Source organism: Sphingomonas sp. 35-24ZXX (assembly GCF_000786215.1).
Taxonomy (GTDB): domain Bacteria; phylum Pseudomonadota; class Alphaproteobacteria; order Sphingomonadales; family Sphingomonadaceae; genus Blastomonas.
On the sequence record NZ_JROG01000001.1, the window covers coordinates 182,586 to 200,358 of the forward strand.

At 66.6% G+C, this 17,773-nt stretch carries 16 protein-coding genes and 1 riboswitch; of the genes, 15 read left to right on the plus strand and 1 reads right to left on the minus strand.

Translation table 11 applies throughout. From position 1 onward, the window contains the following. Positions 1 to 89: 89 nt before the first annotated feature. The 3 genes from LI72_RS00815 (at position 90) to LI72_RS00825 (ending at position 5,328) form a co-directional block, all read left to right on the plus strand. Positions 90 to 662 carry a carboxymuconolactone decarboxylase family protein gene (locus tag LI72_RS00815; protein ID WP_033923984.1) on the plus strand — a complete coding sequence of 191 codons (573 nt, stop codon included), beginning with the start codon at positions 90 to 92 and terminating at the stop codon, positions 660 to 662. A gap of 170 nt (positions 663 to 832) precedes the next feature. Further along, the gene (locus tag LI72_RS00820) at positions 833 to 1,726 is read left to right on the plus strand and encodes an ABC transporter ATP-binding protein (RefSeq protein WP_033924295.1); all 894 of its coding nucleotides are present in this window, start codon (positions 833 to 835) and stop codon (positions 1,724 to 1,726) included. A gap of 14 nt (positions 1,727 to 1,740) precedes the next feature. Then, positions 1,741 to 5,328, plus strand: coding sequence for an ABC transporter permease/M1 family aminopeptidase (locus tag LI72_RS00825; RefSeq protein ID WP_033923985.1), 3,588 nt, complete (start codon positions 1,741 to 1,743; stop codon positions 5,326 to 5,328). Between the two features lie 9 nt (positions 5,329 to 5,337). On the opposite strand, the gene cobU is transcribed toward LI72_RS00825, so the two are convergent. Next, complete coding sequence (cobU, locus tag LI72_RS00830; protein WP_033924296.1) at positions 5,338 to 5,859, minus strand: bifunctional adenosylcobinamide kinase/adenosylcobinamide-phosphate guanylyltransferase; 522 nt, start codon at positions 5,857 to 5,859, stop codon at positions 5,338 to 5,340. Between the two features lie 41 nt (positions 5,860 to 5,900). After that, positions 5,901 to 6,105: riboswitch (cobalamin riboswitch) on the plus strand. 142 nt (positions 6,106 to 6,247) lie between these two features. Between cobU and LI72_RS00835 the strand changes: the two genes are divergently transcribed. The 12 genes from LI72_RS00835 to LI72_RS00890 all read left to right on the plus strand — a co-directional run bounded on the left by LI72_RS00835 (position 6,248) and on the right by LI72_RS00890 (position 17,747). Further along, a complete protein-coding gene (locus tag LI72_RS00835) occupies positions 6,248 to 8,188 on the plus strand; it encodes a TonB-dependent receptor plug domain-containing protein (protein WP_052129374.1) in 1,941 nt (646 codons plus the stop codon). After that, on the plus strand, positions 8,188 to 9,219 hold the full coding sequence (locus LI72_RS00840; RefSeq protein ID WP_033923986.1) for an aminotransferase class I/II-fold pyridoxal phosphate-dependent enzyme: 1,032 nt from the start codon (positions 8,188 to 8,190) through the stop codon (positions 9,217 to 9,219). Before LI72_RS00835 ends, LI72_RS00840 begins: the two co-directional genes overlap by 1 nt. Continuing rightward, the gene (gene cobO / locus LI72_RS00845) at positions 9,216 to 9,827 is read left to right on the plus strand and encodes a cob(I)yrinic acid a,c-diamide adenosyltransferase (protein WP_033923987.1); all 612 of its coding nucleotides are present in this window, start codon (positions 9,216 to 9,218) and stop codon (positions 9,825 to 9,827) included. Before LI72_RS00840 ends, cobO begins: the two co-directional genes overlap by 4 nt. Positions 9,828 to 9,913: 86 nt before the next feature. Beyond that, positions 9,914 to 10,666, plus strand: a complete 753-nt coding sequence (locus LI72_RS00850) for an ABC transporter substrate-binding protein (RefSeq protein WP_231562319.1) — start codon at positions 9,914 to 9,916, stop codon at positions 10,664 to 10,666. Between the two features lie 50 nt (positions 10,667 to 10,716). Next, positions 10,717 to 11,634, plus strand: coding sequence for an iron ABC transporter permease (locus LI72_RS00855; RefSeq protein WP_052129433.1), 918 nt, complete (start codon positions 10,717 to 10,719; stop codon positions 11,632 to 11,634). Further along, positions 11,631 to 12,413 carry an ABC transporter ATP-binding protein gene (locus tag LI72_RS00860; RefSeq protein WP_033923990.1) on the plus strand — a complete coding sequence of 261 codons (783 nt, stop codon included), beginning with the start codon at positions 11,631 to 11,633 and terminating at the stop codon, positions 12,411 to 12,413. Before LI72_RS00855 ends, LI72_RS00860 begins: the two co-directional genes overlap by 4 nt. Continuing rightward, positions 12,410 to 13,336, plus strand: coding sequence for an adenosylcobinamide-phosphate synthase CbiB (gene cbiB / locus LI72_RS00865; protein ID WP_033923991.1), 927 nt, complete (start codon positions 12,410 to 12,412; stop codon positions 13,334 to 13,336). Before LI72_RS00860 ends, cbiB begins: the two co-directional genes overlap by 4 nt. Continuing rightward, positions 13,324 to 14,781, plus strand: coding sequence for a cobyric acid synthase (locus LI72_RS00870; protein WP_033923992.1), 1,458 nt, complete (start codon positions 13,324 to 13,326; stop codon positions 14,779 to 14,781). Before cbiB ends, LI72_RS00870 begins: the two co-directional genes overlap by 13 nt. Then, positions 14,778 to 15,416, plus strand: coding sequence for a 5,6-dimethylbenzimidazole synthase (gene bluB, locus LI72_RS00875; protein WP_033923993.1), 639 nt, complete (start codon positions 14,778 to 14,780; stop codon positions 15,414 to 15,416). The genes LI72_RS00870 and bluB overlap by 4 nt, the downstream gene beginning before the upstream one ends. Then, positions 15,416 to 16,414 carry a nicotinate-nucleotide--dimethylbenzimidazole phosphoribosyltransferase gene (gene cobT, locus LI72_RS00880; RefSeq protein ID WP_033923994.1) on the plus strand — a complete coding sequence of 333 codons (999 nt, stop codon included), beginning with the start codon at positions 15,416 to 15,418 and terminating at the stop codon, positions 16,412 to 16,414. Before bluB ends, cobT begins: the two co-directional genes overlap by 1 nt. Before the next feature lie 2 nt (positions 16,415 to 16,416). After that, entirely contained in the window at positions 16,417 to 17,211 is a 795-nt protein-coding gene (locus LI72_RS00885; RefSeq protein ID WP_052129375.1) for an adenosylcobinamide-GDP ribazoletransferase, read from the plus strand. Then, positions 17,208 to 17,747: a histidine phosphatase family protein gene (locus tag LI72_RS00890; protein ID WP_033923996.1), complete on the plus strand. Its 540-nt coding sequence runs from the start codon at positions 17,208 to 17,210 to the stop codon at positions 17,745 to 17,747. Before LI72_RS00885 ends, LI72_RS00890 begins: the two co-directional genes overlap by 4 nt. Positions 17,748 to 17,773: the final 26 nt, after the last annotated feature.

Genomic DNA, 17,773 nt, shown 5'->3' on the forward strand with positions numbered 1-17,773 from the left:
AAGACAAGATTATCGCCGATCGGACCTCGGATTATCTCATCTCAATCGGCTTCGAATGGATCGGATGCCGACAGCACCGGAGATGAAGCATGTCGCAGTTCACCATTCACACCGCCAGCACCGCCCCCGAAGGTTCGCGCCCGATTCTCGACAACGTACGCAATGCCTGGGGCTTCGTCCCCAATCTGCACAATGTGCTGGCCGAAAGCCCGCAGGCGCTGGAAGCCTATGCTGCCACCTGGGCGCTGTTCGAAAAGACGGCCTTTTCGCCGGTAGAACGCAACATCGTGTATCTTGCCATCATCTTCGAGAACGCCTGCGGCTATTGCATGGCGGGCCACAGCGGCCTGTCCAGGATGGCGGGCGTCAAGGCTGCGCATATTGCGGCGATCCGTGAAGGCACGCCGATCGATGATGTCAGGCTGGAGGCATTGCGCCGCTTTGCCCAGCAGGTGACACGCCAGCGAGGACGGGTGTCCGAAGCCGATACGCAGGCGTTTCTGGCTGCCGGCTATGACAATCGCGCGATCCTGGATGTCATCCTGGCCGCAGCGGTGAAGCTGATTTCCAACTATACCAACCATTTCGCCGATACCCCGCTCGACGCGTTCATGGCGGGCCAGGAATGGACGCCCCCGGCAGCGATCGAGACGGTGGCCTGATCGGCAGCCTGGCAATCCCGGTGGCGCCAATGGGCTCTGCCCAGCCGCTGCCGGGACCGCTGTTTCTGTCATGGCGCGGCGATCAGCAAAAAATCGTCGGAATACCGCGTCTTGGTGATTTACACCGGTAACACAGCGCGCTAGCCTCTCCGTCACCAACGGAGGTGATGATGCTCGAGCTTCGCAACATAACGCATGTCTATGCCAACGGAACCCGCGCGCTCGATGATGTCAGCGTGACGATCCCCAAGGGCATGTTCGGGCTGCTCGGCCCGAATGGCGCGGGCAAGTCCACCCTGATGCGGACGATCGCAACGCTGCAGACACCGACCGCAGGGTCGATCCGCTTCGGCGATATCGACGTCATCGCGCAGCCAGAGCAGCTGCGCCGCACCCTGGGCTATCTGCCGCAGGATTTCGGCGTCTACCCGCGCGTCTCGGCTTATGACATGCTCGATCACATGGCGGTCCTGAAGGGGGTCGCGTCGGCGGCGGACCGCAAGGCGACGGTCGAGACTTTGCTCAACCAGACCAATCTTTGGGCCGTGCGCAAGAAGGCGATCGCGGGCTTTTCGGGCGGGATGCGGCAGCGCTTCGGTATTGCCCAGGCGCTGATCGGGCAGCCGCAGCTGATCATCGTCGATGAACCCACCGCGGGGCTCGACCCGGAAGAGCGCAACCGCTTCCTCAACCTCCTCGCCGAAATTGGCGAGAATGTCGTGATCATCCTGTCGACGCACATCGTCGAGGATGTCGCGGACCTGTGCCCGCGCATGGCGATCCTGGCGGCTGGACGCATCCAGAGCGAAGGCGCGCCGCACGACCTGATCGCGCAGACGCGCGGGACCATCTGGGCCAAGACGATTGCGCGTGACGCGCTCGACGATTACCGCGCCCGCTACAGCGTCATCTCCACCCGGTTGTTTGCCGGGCGGACGGTCATCCATATCGTGTCGCCCAGCGACCCGGGTGACGGGTTCGCCAGCGTCGATGGCGGGCTGGAGGATGTCTATTTCTCCACCCTCGCCAGCAGCCGCCTCTCGCCCGCCACGCAAGCGGCCTGAGGGGGGCACCGCGCATGTTCCGCCGCATTGCCGGGTTCGAGCTTCGCTACCAGATGACCAGCCCGGTCTTCTGGGTGGTGACCATCCTGTTCTTCCTGCTGACCTTCGGCGCGATGACGATCGACCAGATCCAGATCGGCAGCGGAGGCAACGTCCACGCCAACGCGCCGACGGCGATCGCGCAGACGCACCTGATTCTCTCGATCTTCTTCATGTTCGTGACCACCGCTTTCGTCGCCAACGTCATCGTCCGCGATGATGAAAGCGGCTTCGGGCCGATGGTGCGATCGACCCAGGTGCGCAAGTTCGATTATCTGATCGGCCGGTTCGCAGGCGCTTTACTGGCCGCCGCGATAGCGTTTATCGCGGTGCCGCTGGCAATGTGGCTGGGCTCGCTGATGCCCTGGCTTGACGCCGAAACATTGGGCCCCAACCGCCTGGAATATTACGCCTTTGCCTATGGCGCGCTGGCGCTGCCCAATGTGTTCCTGACCGCCGCGATCTTCTTTGCCGTCGCCACCGTGACGCGATCGATGATGTACAGCTATGTCGGCGTGGTGGTGTTCCTGGTCGGCTATCTGGTGCTGGTCGGGCTGGTCGGATCGCGGCCCGAACTGCGCGAGACGGTCGCCTATATCGAACCGTTCGGCATCGGTGCCGTCGCGACCGCGACCCGCTACTGGACGGCGGCCGAATCCAATCTGATGCCGCCGCCGCTCGATGGCGTGCTGCTGGCCAACCGCGCACTGGCGATCGGCGTGGGGCTGGTCGCGCTGGCCTTTGCCTATTGGCGATTCAGCTTTGCCGAAAAGGGCATTTCCAAGCGCAAGCTGCGGCGGCAGGCGAAAACCGAGGCCAAGCTCGGCCGCGATGCGCCGCTGCTGGTCGCGACACTGCCTGCGACCGATCCTGAACGGGCCTGGGCCACCCAATTGATCTTCCGCTGCCGTTTCGAGATCCTGCAACTGGTCAAGAGCCCGGCATTCTTCGTGCTTTTGCTGATCGGCCTGGTCAACGCCTGCGCGGCGCTGTGGACCGCCAACGAGCTGTACGGCACGCCCGCCCGGCCGGTGACCTTCACGATCATCGAGACGCTGACCGGAACGTTCGCGATCATCCCGATCATCATCGCCATCTATTACGCGGGCGAGGTCGTCTGGCGCGACCGCGACCGGCGGATGCACGAGATCGTCGATGCGACGGCGCTGCCCAACTGGGCCTATATCGTGCCCAAGGCGCTGGCGGTGGCGATGGTGCTGTTTGCAACCTTGCTGGTGTCGATGCTGGCAGGGGTCGCGATCCAGATGATGCGCGGCGGGGCGGTGATCGAAGTCGGCCAGTTCGCCTCCTGGTATCTGCTGCCGCTGACGGTGGACATGATCCTGACTGCGGTGCTGGCCGTGTTCCTGCAATCGCTCAGCCCCAACAAATATGTCGGCTGGGGGCTGATGGTGGTGTATCTTGTGGCGACGATCACCTTGTCCGGTATCGGGTTCGAACACCCGCTCTATTCCTATGGCCAGACCGGGATCGTCACCCCCTCGGACATGAACGGCATCCAGGCCGGGGGACCGGCGGGATGGTGGCTGAGGCTCTACTGGTCGGCATTCGCGCTGATCCTGATCGTGGTCTCGCATCTGTTGTGGCGACGCGGAACCGAGACGCGGCTGAAGGCACGGCTGCAGCGCGCGCCTGCGCGGCTGCGCGGCGTGCCCGGCCTTCTGATCGCGGGCGCGGCCCTGGTGTTCGTCGGCACCGGCGGGTTCCTCTACTGGAACATGAACGTGCTCAACGAATACCGAACCCGCGACGGCATGCGCGCCATGCAGGCCGACTATGAGAAGAAGTTCCTGAAGTACGAGAACGTCCTGCAACCGTCGGCCACCGCGATGCGGATGCGGATCGATCTCTACCCCGAAGAGCGCCGGATGGAAGCGCAGGGACGCTACATGCTGGTGAACGATACCGGTGCGCCGCTCGAAACGCTGCATGTGCGCATGGGCGATGTCGATACGCGGCTGGTCAAGCTCACCGTGCCGGGCGCCAGGCTGGAGCTCAACGACGAAGGCGACCAGTATCGCATCTATAGCTTTGCCACGCCGATGGCGCCGGGAGCCACGCTGGCGATGGATTTCGTCACGCGCCGTCAGCAGAAGGGCTTCCGCGCCACGGGTGACGACACCAATCTGGTCGCCAATGGCAGCTTTCTCAACAACCAGCAGTTTGCGCCGCTGATCGGCATGAGTCGCTTCGGTCTGCTCACCGACCGGACCCAGCGCCGCAAATATGGCCTGCCTGCCGAGCTGCGTCCGGCAAAGCTTGAAAACCTGGCGGCGACCCGGCGCAACTATATCGGCGATGCCGATTGGGTGATGGCCGATATCACGGTCTCGACCAGCGCCGACCAGACGCCAATCGCGCCGGGCAGTAAGGTGTCCGATGTCACCCGCGATGGCCGGCGGACCGCCCGCTTCGTCTCGCGCGCGCCGATCCTGGCGTTCTTCTCGGTCCAGTCGGCGCGCTATGCCGAAGCCAGGGCCCGCTCGGGCGATGTCGCACTGTCGGTGCTGTACCACCCCGGCCATGCCTATAATGTCGAGCGCATGCTGAAGGCGATGCAGCTTTCGCTCGATTACTACCGCAGCGCTTTTGGCCCCTATCAGTTCGATTATGCCCGCATCATCGAGTTTCCGGGCTATGCGGCCTTTGCCCAGGCGTTCGCGGGCACCATTCCCTATTCGGAGCGCATCGGCTTCATCGCCGATACCCGCGATCCCGAAGCGATCGACTATGTGACCTATGTGACCGCGCACGAAATGGCGCACCAGTACTGGGCGCATCAGCTGATCAGCGCGGACATGCAGGGCGGCACCGTGCTGGTGGAGACGCTGGCGCAATATGGCGCGCTGATGGTGATGAAGGACCTGTATGGCGAGGACCAGATCCGCCGCTTCCTGAAGTACGAGCTCGATCGCTATCTGCGCGCACGCGGCAGCGAAGTGGTCGAGGAACTGTCGCTCAACCGCGTCGAGAACCAGGGCTATATCCATTACAACAAGGGATCGCTGGCGATGTACCTTGTTCAGGATCGGCTGGGCGAGGCCCGGGTCAATGCGGCGCTCGCGGCCTTGCTCGACCGCTATCGCTTCAAGAGCCAGCCCTATGCCCGATCGACCGATCTGGTCGATGCCCTCAAGGCGCTGGCGCGGACCCCGGCGGAACGCGCGCTGGTCAGCGACCTGTTCGAGCGGATCACGGTGTACGATCTCAAGACGACCGGCGCGACCACGCGGCAGCTGGCGCCCGGCCGGTTCGAGACCGTACTGACGATCGAGGCAAGAAAGCTGTACGCGGACGGCGAGGGGGTCGAGAAAGAGGCTCCACTGACCGACACCATCGATGTCGGTCTGTTCACTGCGCGACCGGGCGAGGGGGCTTTTGCCGCCAAGGACGTGCTGCTGATGGAGCGCAAGCCGATCACCAGCGGCAAGCAGACGCTGCGGATCATTACCAGGCGCCGCCCGACCCATGCGGGGATCGACCCGTACAACAAATACGTCGACCGCAATGCCGACGACAATCTGCTGGAGGTGACGGGCTGACCGCTGGCGTCAGGCGGAACCAGGCGCGGGTTTGAGCGGAACCACGAGGCCCGCGACGACCAGCTCGGCGCGATCCGCGATCGCGGCGACATCCTGGTTGAGCCGTCCCGCCATGTCGCGGAACTGGCGGGCGAGTGCATTGTCCGGCACGATGCCCATGCCGACCTCGTTGCTCACCAGGATGACCGGCGACCGGGCCTGCGACAGGGCGTCGATCAGGCGCTGCGAGGCGGCGGCAAAATCATGCTCGGCGAGCAGCAGGTTGCTGGTCCACAAGGTCAGGCAATCGACCAGCAGCACGCGATCCGGCGCTGCTTCGCGGGCAATGGCTTCGGGCAGATCGACCGGGCATTCGACGGTGCGCCAGCGCGGCCCTCGGTCGGCGCGATGGCGTGCGATCCGGTCGGTCATCTCATCGTCGAACGCCTGCGCGGTGGCGAGGTACACAAGCTCTCCGGCGCAGTCTTCGGCCAGTTTCTGCGCGCGCGCGCTCTTGCCCGAGCGCGCGCCACCCGTGATGAATGTCAGCACCGCATCCGTCCATTTTCCTTGCAAAGCGTTTTCACTCGCAATAATGCGGCGACGCGACAGGTTCCCAGAGATGGGATTAATAGGGAACGCGGAAGCAGGTATCCACCTGTAATCCGCGGCTGTCCCCGCAACTGTGACCGGATAGCGGTCGCCCTGAAATGCCACTGGATGCTTCTGCGTCCGGGAAGGCGGGGCGAAGGCGATGACCCGGGAGCCAGGAGACCTGCCTGACGCAGTCGGTCCTTTGCGCGGACGGGGTGTTCAGCGTGATCGAGGTTCATCCTCGCGTGACGACATCGGTCGGGGTGCGCGCGCGGGTGACAAGCCAGCGATAGCTCTGTCGTGCCATTGGCGCGCGTTGCCCCTTGTTGTTTGACAGGGGATACACATGCCTAATCCATTTCTGAAAGTTACCATTTCCGCGTCCGCTCTCTGCGCCAGCCTGCCGGCTGCCGCGATGGCGCAGGACATGCTTGCCGAGGCAAGCCAACGCGAACCGGTGATCGTCGTCACCGCGAACCGCACCGCACAACCGATCGAGCGCGTCGGCCAGTCGATCACCGTCATCGATTCCGCCGAGATTGAGCGGCGGCAGACCCAGGCGGTCGCCGACATCCTGCGCACCGTCCCCGGCGTCAGCATCGCGCGCAACGGTGGCATCGGCACATCGACATCGGTGTTCATTCGCGGCGCGGAAAGCGACCAGACCGTGGCTCTGGTCGATGGCATCAAGCTCAACGACCCGTCATCGCCGGGCGGCGGCTTCAACTTCGGCAACCTGCTGATCGGCAATATCGAGCGGATCGAGGTGCTGCGCGGCCCCTCGTCCGTGCTCTGGGGCAGCCAGGCGATCGGCGGCGTGATCAACATGATCACCCGGCAGCCGACGGACGACCTCAACGTCAACCTGCGCGGCGAATATGGCTATCGCGACACCGGCCAACTGGTCGGCAATGTTGCGGGCAAGGCAGGGCCGCTCACGGCCAGCGTGGGCGCAGGCTATTTCCGCACCGATGGTATTTCGGCGTTCAGCGAGGCGCGCGGCGGCGTCGAGAAGGACGGTTACGAGAACTACGGCGCCAACGGCAATGTCAATCTGGCGGTGAGCGATTGGCTGTCGGTCGATGCGCGCGGCTGGTATTCCGAAGGCCGGGTGAACATCGACGGCTTCCCGCCGCCGAACTTTGCCTTTGGCGACGTCAACGAGGAATCACGCACCCGCGAGATCGTCGGCTATACCGGCATCAACGCCGCGTTGTTCGACGGGCGTTTCCGCAACCGGCTGGGCTATGCCTATACCGACACCCGGAGGCGCAGCATCGCGCTCGATGGCCCTGCGACCGAGACATTCGCCGGCCATGGCCGCAACGAACGCATAGAATATCAGGGCATTTTCGACATTGCCGATGGCTGGCAGCTGACCGGCGGGCTGGAGCGCGAGACCTCGCGCTTCTCCAGCAGCAGCTTCGGTGCGGTGCCATCGGTCGGGCGCGCGCGGATCGACAGCGTGTACGCGCAGATCGTGGCCAGCCCGGTTGCTGGGCTGACGCTGACCGGCGGGGTCCGCCATGACGATCACAACCGCTTTGGCGGGGCGACGACCCTCGGCGCCAGCGGCGTCTACGCGATCAGCCAGACCGGGACGACGCTGCGCGCCAGCTATGCCGAAGGGTTCAAGGCCCCTTCGCTGTTCCAGCTGCAGAGCGATTTCGGCAACCAGCTGCTGCAGCCCGAGCGGTCGAAAGGCTGGGATGCCGGGTTCACGCAGGATCTGGTGGAGGGCCGTCTGCAGGCCAGCGCCACCTTTTTCCGCCGCACGTCCGATGATCTGATCATCTTCATCTCGTGCCCGCTGCCGCGCACCGGCATCTGCGCGGGCCGTCCTTCGGGCACCTATGACAATGTGTCGAAAGCGCGCGCCGAAGGGGTCGAGATCGGGCTGATGATGCAGCCGGTCGATGCGCTGCGGTTGCAGGCCAATTATACCTATACCGATGCCACCAACCGCTCGCCGGGCAACGCCAATTTCGGCCGCCAGCTGGTGCGCCGCCCGCAGCACAGCGTCACCGCGTTGGTCGACTATCGCTGGGGATTCGGGCTGGAGACCGGGATCACGCTGACCCATGTCGGCGCGAATTTCGACAATGCCAACAACAGCCGCAAGGTCGAAGGCTATGTGCTGGCAGACCTGCGCGCATCTTTCCCGCTGACCGAGCGGGTCGAGATCTATGGCCGGGTCGAGAACCTGTTCGACGAACAGTATGAGACGGTGTTCCGCTATGGCTCGCCGGGCCGGGCCGGCTATGTTGGCGTGCGGTTGACCTACTGATGGTACAGGCGGCGCGGGCCTTGATCGATGACTTTGCCCGCCACGGCGGACGCATCGACATGGCGCGCGCCGCCTTTCCGCACATTGCGCGATGGACCGATCTGTCCACCGGCATCGCGCCTTGGGCCTATCCCGGGGTCGCGACCACCGGGGCTTCAGAACGGTTGCCCGATCCCGCCGAGCTTGCGGCGCTGGAGGCCGCTGCCGCGAGTTTTTTCGGTGCAGACCCCGCGCGTGTCGTGGCGGTGCCGGGCAGCGATCTGGCGATGCGGCTGCTGGGGTTGCTGCTGGGGCGGCGGTCGTTCGTGTTCCGCCCGGCCATCGTCCGCCCCGGCTATTCGGGCCATGCATCGATGTGGGGCGGCCACGACGCGGCGGAGTGCGCGATCGACGACATCGGGATCATGGCGCCGAAGCACGACGTGCTGGTGCTCGCACGCCCCAACAACCCCGATGGTTTGGTCGCCGACCCGCTGTTGCTGGAATGGGCGGCGTTGACGATGGCAGCGCGCGGCGGCCACCTGATCGTCGATGAAGCCTTTGCCGATGCGGATGAGGCCGCCAGCCTTGCCGGTTGCAACTGGCCAGGACTGATCGTGCTGCGCTCGTTCGGCAAATTCTTCGGACTTGCAGGATTGCGGCTGGGATTCGTCATCGCGCCGCCTGCGATCGGCGCAGACCTGCGCGCGCTGATCGGCGACTGGCCCATCTCGGGCCCCGCGCTGGCAACCGGTCTCGCGGCCTATCGCGATGCCGCATGGCACGTTGCGCAGCGGGCGCGGCTGGCCACGGCTTCGCAGCGGCTGGCCGATCTGTTGACCCGGCACCGCATCGCCATCGTCGGGCGGACGGCGTTTTTCGCGCTGGCGTCAGCCGAGCGCCGCGATCGCCTGTTCGTTCATCTCGCGCAGGCAGGCGTGCTCACGCGTCCGTTCGATTACGAACCTCGCTGGCTGCGGATCGGCCTGCCGCGCGACGAGAGCGACTGGGCCAGACTGGACGAGGCTCTCACCACCTGGAGGAAAACATGACCGAGACCGAGGAAGACTTTGCCCGCCACAATGCGGGGATGAAGCGGGTGCAGGCCGCGCGCGAGCGTATGCAGGCGCGTCGCACGCTCGAACGCGGGTTGCTGATCGTCCACACCGGCAACGGCAAGGGCAAATCCTCGTCCGCCTTCGGCATGGCCATCCGTTCCCTCGGCTGGGGGATGAAGGTCGGCATCGTTCAATATGTCAAAGGCAGCTGGGAGACCGGCGAGAAGAATTTCTTCCAGGCCAATCCCGACCTTCTGACCTTCGAGGTGATGGGCGAGGGTTTTACCTGGGACACGCAGGATCGCGCCCGCGACATCGAGGCCGCCCGCGCCGCCTGGGAACGATCGAAGGCGCTGATCCTCGATCCCGAGTATGACTTCATCATTCTGGACGAGCTCAACATCGTGCTGCGGCAGGATACGCTGCCGATCGAGGAGATCGTCGCGTTCCTCAAGGATCGCCCGCTCACCAAGCATATCTGCATCACCGGCAGGAACGCGAAGCCCGAACTGGTCGAGATAGCCGATCTGGTGACCGAGTTCGAGGAAGTGAAGCACCCGTTCAAGGCCGGATTCAAGGCGCAGAAGGGCGTCGAATATTGATCCGTGCCTTCGCCTTGTTGCTGGGATTGGCGGTCGCGGGCTGCTGTTCGCACGCCGCGGATCGCTCGGCGCAGCGGCGAGGTCCCGTGGCTCTGCCGCGCGTGGTCTCGATCAACCCGTGCGTCGATGCGGTGCTGATGCAGGTGGCCAGCCCTGGGCAGATTGCCGCGATCAGCCATTATTCGAAGGACCCGCGCGCAACCTCGATCCCGCTCGATCTGGCGCGGCGCTTTGCGGCAACCTCGGGCACGGCCGAGGAGGTGGTGGCGCAAGCCCCCGATATCGTGATCGCCGGGGCGCATGTTGCGCCTGCCACCATTGCCGCGCTGCACCGGATGAACATCGATCTGATCCAGATCGGCGTGCCGGAGAGCATTGCGGAAAGCAGGGCACAGATCAGAGCGATCGCGGCGGCTGTTCGCCAGCCCAAGCGCGGCGAGGCGCTGGTGGCGCGGATCGATGCGGCTGTTCGCGCAGCGTCGGTGCAGCATGGCGCAGCGCCTGCGGCGCTCATCTGGCAGGGTGGCGGGCTGGTGCCGGGCGAGGGAACGCTGGCCAGCGAGCTGTTGCAGCGGACCGGCTATCGCAACATGAGCGCAGATTACGGCCTCAAGCGCTGGGACGTGCTGCCGCTCGAGCATCTGGTCGCGCAGCCGCCCGAGGTGCTGCTGTCGGTGGGGGCGGAAGACCGCAGCGATCGCATGCTGGGTCATCCGGTGCTGGCAGGGCTCAATCAGACCACCGCGGTGCGCCGCTACCCCGAGCGGCTGCTGCATTGCGGCGGCCCGACGATCATTGATGCGGTGAATCATCTCGCGACAATCAGGCGCGCGCTGTGACCCGGTCACTCGGCATCAACATCGCGCTGCTCACGGCCATTGCTGCAGCCATGCTGCTGTCGCTGATCGCGGGCAAGGTGTGGATACCACTCGATGCCTGGATGAACGCCGATCCGCGCTGGCCGATCATCGCCGAACTGCGCCTGCCGCGCACAATCCTGGCAGCCTTGGTTGGCGCGGGCCTGGGGCTGTCAGGCGCGGCAATGCAGGGCTATCTGCGCAACCCGCTCGCCGACCCAGGCCTGTTTGGCGTGTCGTCGGGCGCGGCCTTGGGTGCGGTGATCTCGCTCTATTTCGGTTACGCCGCCGCGCCCTGGCTGCTGCCGATGTTTGCGCTCACCGGCGCTGCGACCACCATGGGACTGCTTGCGTTGCTGGTCGGGCGCTCTGGCAGCATCATCGTGTTCACGCTCGCCGGCGTCATCCTCTCGAGTGTCGCGGGATCGATGACAGCCTTGGCGATCAGCCTGGCGCCCACGCCCTTTGCGACCTCGCAGATCGTCACCTGGCTGATGGGGGCGCTGACCGATCGCAGCTGGGACGATGTGCAGCTGGCACTGCCGCTGCTGGCTTTGGGGTGCCTATTGCTGGCATGTACCGGGCGCACGCTCGATGCGCTGACCCTGGGCGAGTCTGCAGCCCGCTCGATGGGGGTCGATCCCCGGCGGCTGCAGCTGCTGATCGTCATCGGGGTTGCGCTGTGCGTCGGCGCCTCGGTGGCGACCGCAGGGATCATCGGCTTTGTCGGGTTGATCGTGCCGCATCTGGTGCGACCGTTCGTGGGCAACCGGCCCTCGGCGGTGCTGCTGCCCTCTGCGCTGGCGGGCGCGCTGCTGCTGCTGCTCGCCGACAGCCTGGTGCGCGCGATCCCGACAGTGAGCGAATTGCGCCTGGGGATTGCGATGTCGATGCTGGGCGGACCGTTCTTCCTGATCCTGTTGCTGCGCATGCGCCGGAGGCTGGCATGAGTTCGCTTGCCGTCGATGGCCTGACGCTCGACCGTGGCGGACGCCGGGTGCTGGATGCTGTCAGCGCGGTTTTCCCGCCCGGTCGGGTGACCGCGGTGCTGGGCCCGAACGGCGCGGGCAAGTCGACGCTGCTCGCGTGCCTGGCCGGCTTGATCGAGCCCGATGCGGGGCAGGTGCTCGTTAGCGGCCAGCCGCGCGCTGCGCTTGGCCGGCGCGACCTTGCCAGGCGGATCGGCCTGCTGCCACAAGGCGGGGATGTGCATTGGGATGTCGATGTCGCAACGCTGGTGGGGCTGGGCCGCTATCCGCACCGCGCGCGCTGGGGCGAGACCGAGGCGGATCGTTCGATCGTCGCCCGCGCCATGGCGGCGACCGACGTCACCCGGTTCGCCGCGCGGGCGATGACCGCGCTGTCGGGCGGCGAACGGGCGCGGGTGCTGCTGGCGCGCGTGCTGGCGGGCGAGCCGCAATGGCTGCTGGCCGATGAACCGCTCGCCAATCTCGATCCCGCGCACCAGCTCGATACCTTGGCGTGCCTGCGCGATGTTGCGCGCGACGGCGCAGGGGTGATCGTGGTGCTGCACGATCTCAACCACGCGATCCAGGTGGCCGATGAGATCCTGCTGCTGCGCGATGGCCTCACCGTGGCGCAGGGTGCCCCCGCCGAGGTGCTGACGCCGGAGCGGATCGCCGAGACCTATGGTGTCGCCTCGCAATTCGGAACGACGCCGGGCGGGGTACCGTTCATCGTCACCAGTCCGATGGCGCGCGGCGAATGATCGCGCGGCCCGAACAGCTGCTGCTGGCGCTGATCGGCGAGGCGGCGATCGGCTATCCCGCGCCGCTGCTGGCAGCAATCGGCCATCCGGTGATGTGGATTGGCGCCCTTATTGCTGCGCTCGAGCGGCGTTCGAATGCGGGCAGTGCGCATCGCCGCCGCGCCATGGGTCTTGTCCTGTTGGCGCTGGTAGCAGGGACTGTCGGCGCAGTCGGCTGGGCCTGCGAGCAGATGGCTGGCGACAGTTTTGCGGTGGCGCTCGTCATCCTGCTGGCAACGACGGGCCTGGCCCAGCGCAGCCTCGACGATCATGTCCGCGCGGTCGCTCGCCCGTTGCTGCGCGGCGATCTTGTTGCGGCACGAACCGCGGTGGCGATGATCGTGGGGCGCGACACCAAGGCGCTTGGCGAGAACGGCATCGCGGTCGCCGCGACCGAGAGCCTTGCAGAGAGCTTCTGCGATGGCGTCGTCGCGCCGGCGTTCTGGTTCCTGATCGCGGGCCTGCCGGGCCTGCTGATCTGCAAGGCGGTGAACACGGCGGATTCGATGATCGGTCACCGCGATGCGCGCTATCTGCATTTCGGCTGGGCAGCGGCGCGCACCGACGATCTGGTGAACTGGATACCCGCCCGGATGTCTGGCGCGCTGCTGTGCCTCGCCGGGCCCGGCGGATGGCGCATCATGCTGCGCGATGCCCGCCACCACGCCTCGCCCAACGGCGGCTGGCCCGAAGCGGCGATGGCGGGCGTGCTCGGGCGAAGGCTGGGCGGTCCAGTCAGCTATGAGGGCGAACCGGCGCCCCGCGCCTGGTTGGGCGATGGCCCGGCCCCCGATGCTTCGGACCTGAAACGCGCGCTCTGGGTGTATCGCCGCGCGTGCCTGTTGCTCTGGATTGGCGTAGGAGGTCTGGCATGGCTGCTGTGATGTTGCAGGGAACGGGGTCGGATGTCGGCAAGTCGGTGCTGGTCGCTGGGCTGTGCCGATTGCTGGCCAATCGCGGGCTGAAGGTGCTGCCGTTCAAGCCGCAGAACATGTCGAACAACGCCGCCGTGGCGCAGGGCGGCGAGATTGGCCGCGCGCAGGCGCTGCAGGCGCTCGCCTGCCGGGCCGCGCCGACCATCGACATGAACCCGGTGCTGATCAAGCCACAGTCGGACATCGGTGCGCAGGTGGTGGTGCACGGCAAGGTGGTCGGCACGCTGGGTGCGGCGGATTACCAGCATCGCAAGGGCGAACTGTTGGCGGCGGTGCTGCAATCATGGGAGCGGCTCAAGGCTGAGGCCGATATCGTCATTGTCGAAGGTGCAGGCAGCCCGGCGGAAATCAACCTGCGTGCGGGCGACATCGCCAACATGGGCTTTGCGCGCGCCGCCGGCGTTCCGGTGGTGCTGATCGGCGATATCGACCGGGGCGGGGTGATCGCCTCGATCGTTGGCACCAAGGCGGTGATCGATGCCGAGGACGCCGCGATGATCCAGGGCTTCCTGATCAACAAATTTCGCGGTGATGTGCGGCTGTTCGATGATGGCTATGCCGAGATCGCGCATCGCACGGGCTGGCCGGGGCTCGGCGTCATCCCCTGGCTGGCGGCGGCCCGGCAGCTGCCCGCCGAGGATGCGGTGATGCTTGATAGCGCCGGAGGGACCGGGGGCACGGTCACCATCGCGGTGCCGATGCTGTCGCGGATCGCCAATTTCGACGATTTCGATCCCCTGGCGCACGAACCGGGCGTGCGGCTGGTGATGGTGCCGCCGGGCCAGCCGCTCCCCGGAGATGCGGCGCTGATCGTCCTGCCCGGAACCAAGGCGACGATCGCGGACCTTCGCTTTTTGCGCGCACAGGGTTGGGATATCGACATCGCCGCGCACGTTCGGCGCGGAGGCGCGCTGCTGGGCATCTGTGGCGGCTATCAGATGCTGGGGCAGATGATCGAGGACCCCGATGGCGTCGAGGGGCCACCCGAAACGGTGCCGGGGCTGGGCTATCTCCCCGTCACAACACGGCTGACCGACGACAAGCGTGTGGTCGACGTCACCGGCAGCAGCATCTGTGACGATCAACCCTTTGCGGGTTATGAAATCCATGTCGGCGAAACTCGTGCGCTGGCCCCGGTACAGCCCTTGCTGCGGCTGGCCGATGGCACGCTGGACGGCGTGGTGAGCGCCGACGGCCAGATCGCGGGATGCTATATCCACCGGATGTTCGATCATCCCGCGCAGCGCGGTGCCTGGCTTTCGCGGCTGGGCGCGCAGAGCGATGGCGTTGCGCAGGAATACCGCGTCGATCAAGCGCTCGATGCGCTGGCGGCGGGTCTCGAAGCGCATGTCGATATCGACCGGCTGCTGGCGATCGCGGGGCACGGAACATGACCGGGCCGGTGTTCGATGCGGCCTTTCGCGAGACGCTGGAGCTGCTGCTGGCCTGGCGCCGCGATGTCCGGCATTTCCAGACCCGGCCCCTGCCGGAGGGGGTCCTCGACCGGCTGCTCGAGATCGCGTGCCGCGGCCCTTCGGTGGGCAATGCCCAGCCGTGGCGGTTCGTGCGCATCCTGTCGCCCGAACGCCGCAGCGCGCTTGCGGACCAGGTCGATGCGCAAAAGGCGGACGCCGGCAAGCGCTATGCGGGCGAACGCAAGGCGCTGTATGAAGGATTGAAGCTGCACGGCCTGCGCGAGGCGCCAGAGATTGTCGCGGTGTTCTGCGACGAACAGGACGGCGCCGGGCACGGCCTCGGCCGCGCGACAATGCCCGAGACCCTGTGCTGGTCGGTGGTGACCGCAGTTCATACCCTGTGGCTCGCCGCGCGCGCGCAGGGGATTGGCCTTGGCTGGGTCTCGATCATCGATCCTGCAGAGCTGAACACGCTGCTCGACGTGCCCCAACGCTGGCGCTTCGTGGCCTTGCTGTGCCTGGGCTATCCCGCGCGCGAGACCGAAACCCCCGAGCTTGTCCGGCATGGCTGGCAGGAGCGGCTTGACCCTGCAACGACCCGGCTGGTGCGCTGATGATCAATCGTGATGACGTTCAAGCGAAGCTCGATGCGCTCGCCAAGCCGGTGGGCAGCCTGGGGCAGTTGGAAGCGCTGGCGGTGAATCTGGCGATGGCGTGCCAGTCGCTGATGCCGGCAACACGGCCGCGCCGTCTGGTGCTGTTCGCCGGCGATCATGGCGTGGTGGCGCAGGGGGTAAGCGCCTGGCCGTCGGCGGTGACCACCGCGATGGTCGAGACGATCCTCAAGGGCCAGGCGACCAGTACCGTGCTGGCTTCGGCGCATGGCGTTGATGTGCGCGTCGTCGATACCGGCATGGTCCAGCCACCGCGCCGCCCATGGCCCGCCCATTTCAACGCGCAGCCCATTGCTCGCGGCACTGCCGATCTGAGCCTGGGTCCCGCCATGTCGACCGACCAGTTCGATGCGGCCTGGGCGCTGGGTGCAGCGGAAGCCCGGGCGGCCGTGGATGCCGGCCATCGCCTGCTGCTCGCGGGCGAAATGGGCATCGGCAACACCACGGCCGCCGCCTGCCTGACCCATGCGCTCGCGGGCATCGATGCCGATACCGCGACCGGCAGTGGCGCAGGGGCGGATGCGGCGATGCGGGCGGCCAAGCGCGATATCGTGGCCCAGGCGGTCGCCGGGCTGGAAGGCCGCTCCGACAAGGCGGCGCTGGCCGCGATCGCGGGGTTCGAGATTGCCGCCATGGCGGGCTTCTACGCCGAGGCCGCAGGGCAGGGCGTGCCCGTCCTGCTCGATGGCTATGTCACCACCGCGGCGGCCCTGATCGCCGAGCGGCTGTGTCCGGGCACGCGCAAGGCGATGATCGCAGGCCATCTGTCTGCCGAACCCGGCCATCGCGCGGCGCTGGCGCAGCTCGACCTCACCCCGGTGCTCGAATGGCAGATGCGGCTGGGCGAAGGCAGCGGCGCACTGGTGGCGCTGCCCCTGCTCGACAGCGCGGCGGCGCTGCTGTGCGATGTCGCGCGGCTCGCGGATATCGAGGCGTGACGATGGACGTAAGATGCCCCGCCTGGGCCCCGCCGGTGCTGGCCGTTCAATTCCTTACGCGGATCCCGGTTCCCGGGACGGCGCGGCTGTCCCCTGCGCAGGTCTCGGCGGGGCTGGTGCAGGCAGTGGGATGGTTCCCGCTGGTGGGCGCTGCGATCGGGGCGATCACGGCCGCCATCGCGCTGGCCGCCGATGCGCTGTGGCCCGCGCTGGTCGCGGTGCTGATAGCCCTGACGGTCGAAGCCCGGCTGACCGGGGCGTTTCACGAGGATGCCGTCGCCGATTTCTGCGACGCCTTTGGCGGCGGCTGGACGGCGGACGACGTGCGGCGGATCATGAAAGACAGCCGCATCGGCAGCTACGGCAGCTTGGGCCTGATCCTCGCACTCGGCTTGCGCGCAGCGCTGATGCTGGCGGTGATCGAGACCATGACGCCGCTGCTGGCGTTTTTGACCCTCATCGCCTCGGCCTGCTTCGGGCGGCTGCTGGTCGTGCTGCTGATGGCATCTGTCGCCCCCGCGCCGCAGGGAGAAGGACTTGCCAAGGATATCGGCTCGGGTGTCGGGCTGCACGTGATCGTGCTGGCGCTGGTGATCGCGCTACCGGGGCTGCTCGGTTTTGCCTTGCTTGAACCCCTTGCCCTGCTGGCCGCGGCGCTGGCCGCAGGCGTCTTCGTCCTATGGTTTCGTGCGCTGCTGATCCGCAGGATTGGTGGCAGCACCGGCGACTGTCTGGGCTTTGCCGCTTATGCCGGGCAGCTGATCCTGTTGCTCGCGGCGACAGTTGCCTGGCCATGACCCGCCAGATCCTGCTGGTCCGGCACACCGCGGTTGCGCGCGCGTGGAAGGGGCGCTGCTATGGCCGAAGCGACATGGGATTGAGCCTCGCCGGGGCAGCCCATGCGCGCGAGCTTGCGGGCTCGCTCGCCGAATGGCGGCCCGAATGCGTGGTGCATTCGGGTCTGCGCCGCGCGGCGATCCTTGCAGAGGCCGTGGCAGCGATCGCGGGCGTCGCCGCCCATGCCGATCCCGCCTGGCAGGAACGCGATTTCGGCAACTGGGAGGGGCGCAGCTGGGCGGCGATCTACCGCGAAACCGGCGATGCGATGGATGGGATGATCGATGATCCCGACGGCTTTCGCCCCGGCGGCGGCGAAACCACAAGCGAACTCGCGATGCGCGCGCGGGATGCGTTCCAGCGCCTGCCCGATGGGCGGACGATGGTTGTCACGCATGGCGGGCCGATCGCGGCCATCGCAGGATCGCACAGCGGCCTGCCGCCGCGCGACTGGCTGGCGCTGGTGCCTACCCTGGGCGCCTCGCTGGAACTCTGATCGACACCGGCGCGGCGCCAGGGCCG

Excerpts from the sequence above, each read along its gene's own strand:
- cobO (WP_033923987.1), top strand. The coding sequence starts at position 9,216 with ATGACCGAGACCGAGGAAGACTTTGCCCGCCACAATGCGGGGATGAAG.
- LI72_RS00855 (WP_052129433.1), top strand. The coding sequence starts at position 10,717 with ATGCTGCTGTCGCTGATCGCGGGCAAGGTGTGGATACCACTCGATGCC.
- LI72_RS00870 (WP_033923992.1), top strand. The coding sequence starts at position 13,324 with ATGGCTGCTGTGATGTTGCAGGGAACGGGGTCGGATGTCGGCAAGTCG.
- LI72_RS00820 (WP_033924295.1), top strand. The coding sequence starts at position 833 with ATGCTCGAGCTTCGCAACATAACGCATGTCTATGCCAACGGAACCCGC.
- bluB (WP_033923993.1), top strand. The coding sequence starts at position 14,778 with ATGACCGGGCCGGTGTTCGATGCGGCCTTTCGCGAGACGCTGGAGCTG.
- LI72_RS00835 (WP_052129374.1), top strand. The coding sequence starts at position 6,248 with ATGCCTAATCCATTTCTGAAAGTTACCATTTCCGCGTCCGCTCTCTGC.
- LI72_RS00860 (WP_033923990.1), top strand. The coding sequence starts at position 11,631 with ATGAGTTCGCTTGCCGTCGATGGCCTGACGCTCGACCGTGGCGGACGC.
- LI72_RS00825 (WP_033923985.1), top strand. The coding sequence starts at position 1,741 with ATGTTCCGCCGCATTGCCGGGTTCGAGCTTCGCTACCAGATGACCAGC.
- LI72_RS00840 (WP_033923986.1), top strand. The coding sequence starts at position 8,188 with ATGGTACAGGCGGCGCGGGCCTTGATCGATGACTTTGCCCGCCACGGC.
- cobT (WP_033923994.1), top strand. The coding sequence starts at position 15,416 with ATGATCAATCGTGATGACGTTCAAGCGAAGCTCGATGCGCTCGCCAAG.
- cbiB (WP_033923991.1), top strand. The coding sequence starts at position 12,410 with ATGATCGCGCGGCCCGAACAGCTGCTGCTGGCGCTGATCGGCGAGGCG.
- LI72_RS00815 (WP_033923984.1), top strand. The coding sequence starts at position 90 with ATGTCGCAGTTCACCATTCACACCGCCAGCACCGCCCCCGAAGGTTCG.
- LI72_RS00890 (WP_033923996.1), top strand. The coding sequence starts at position 17,208 with ATGACCCGCCAGATCCTGCTGGTCCGGCACACCGCGGTTGCGCGCGCG.
- LI72_RS00885 (WP_052129375.1), top strand. The coding sequence starts at position 16,417 with ATGGACGTAAGATGCCCCGCCTGGGCCCCGCCGGTGCTGGCCGTTCAA.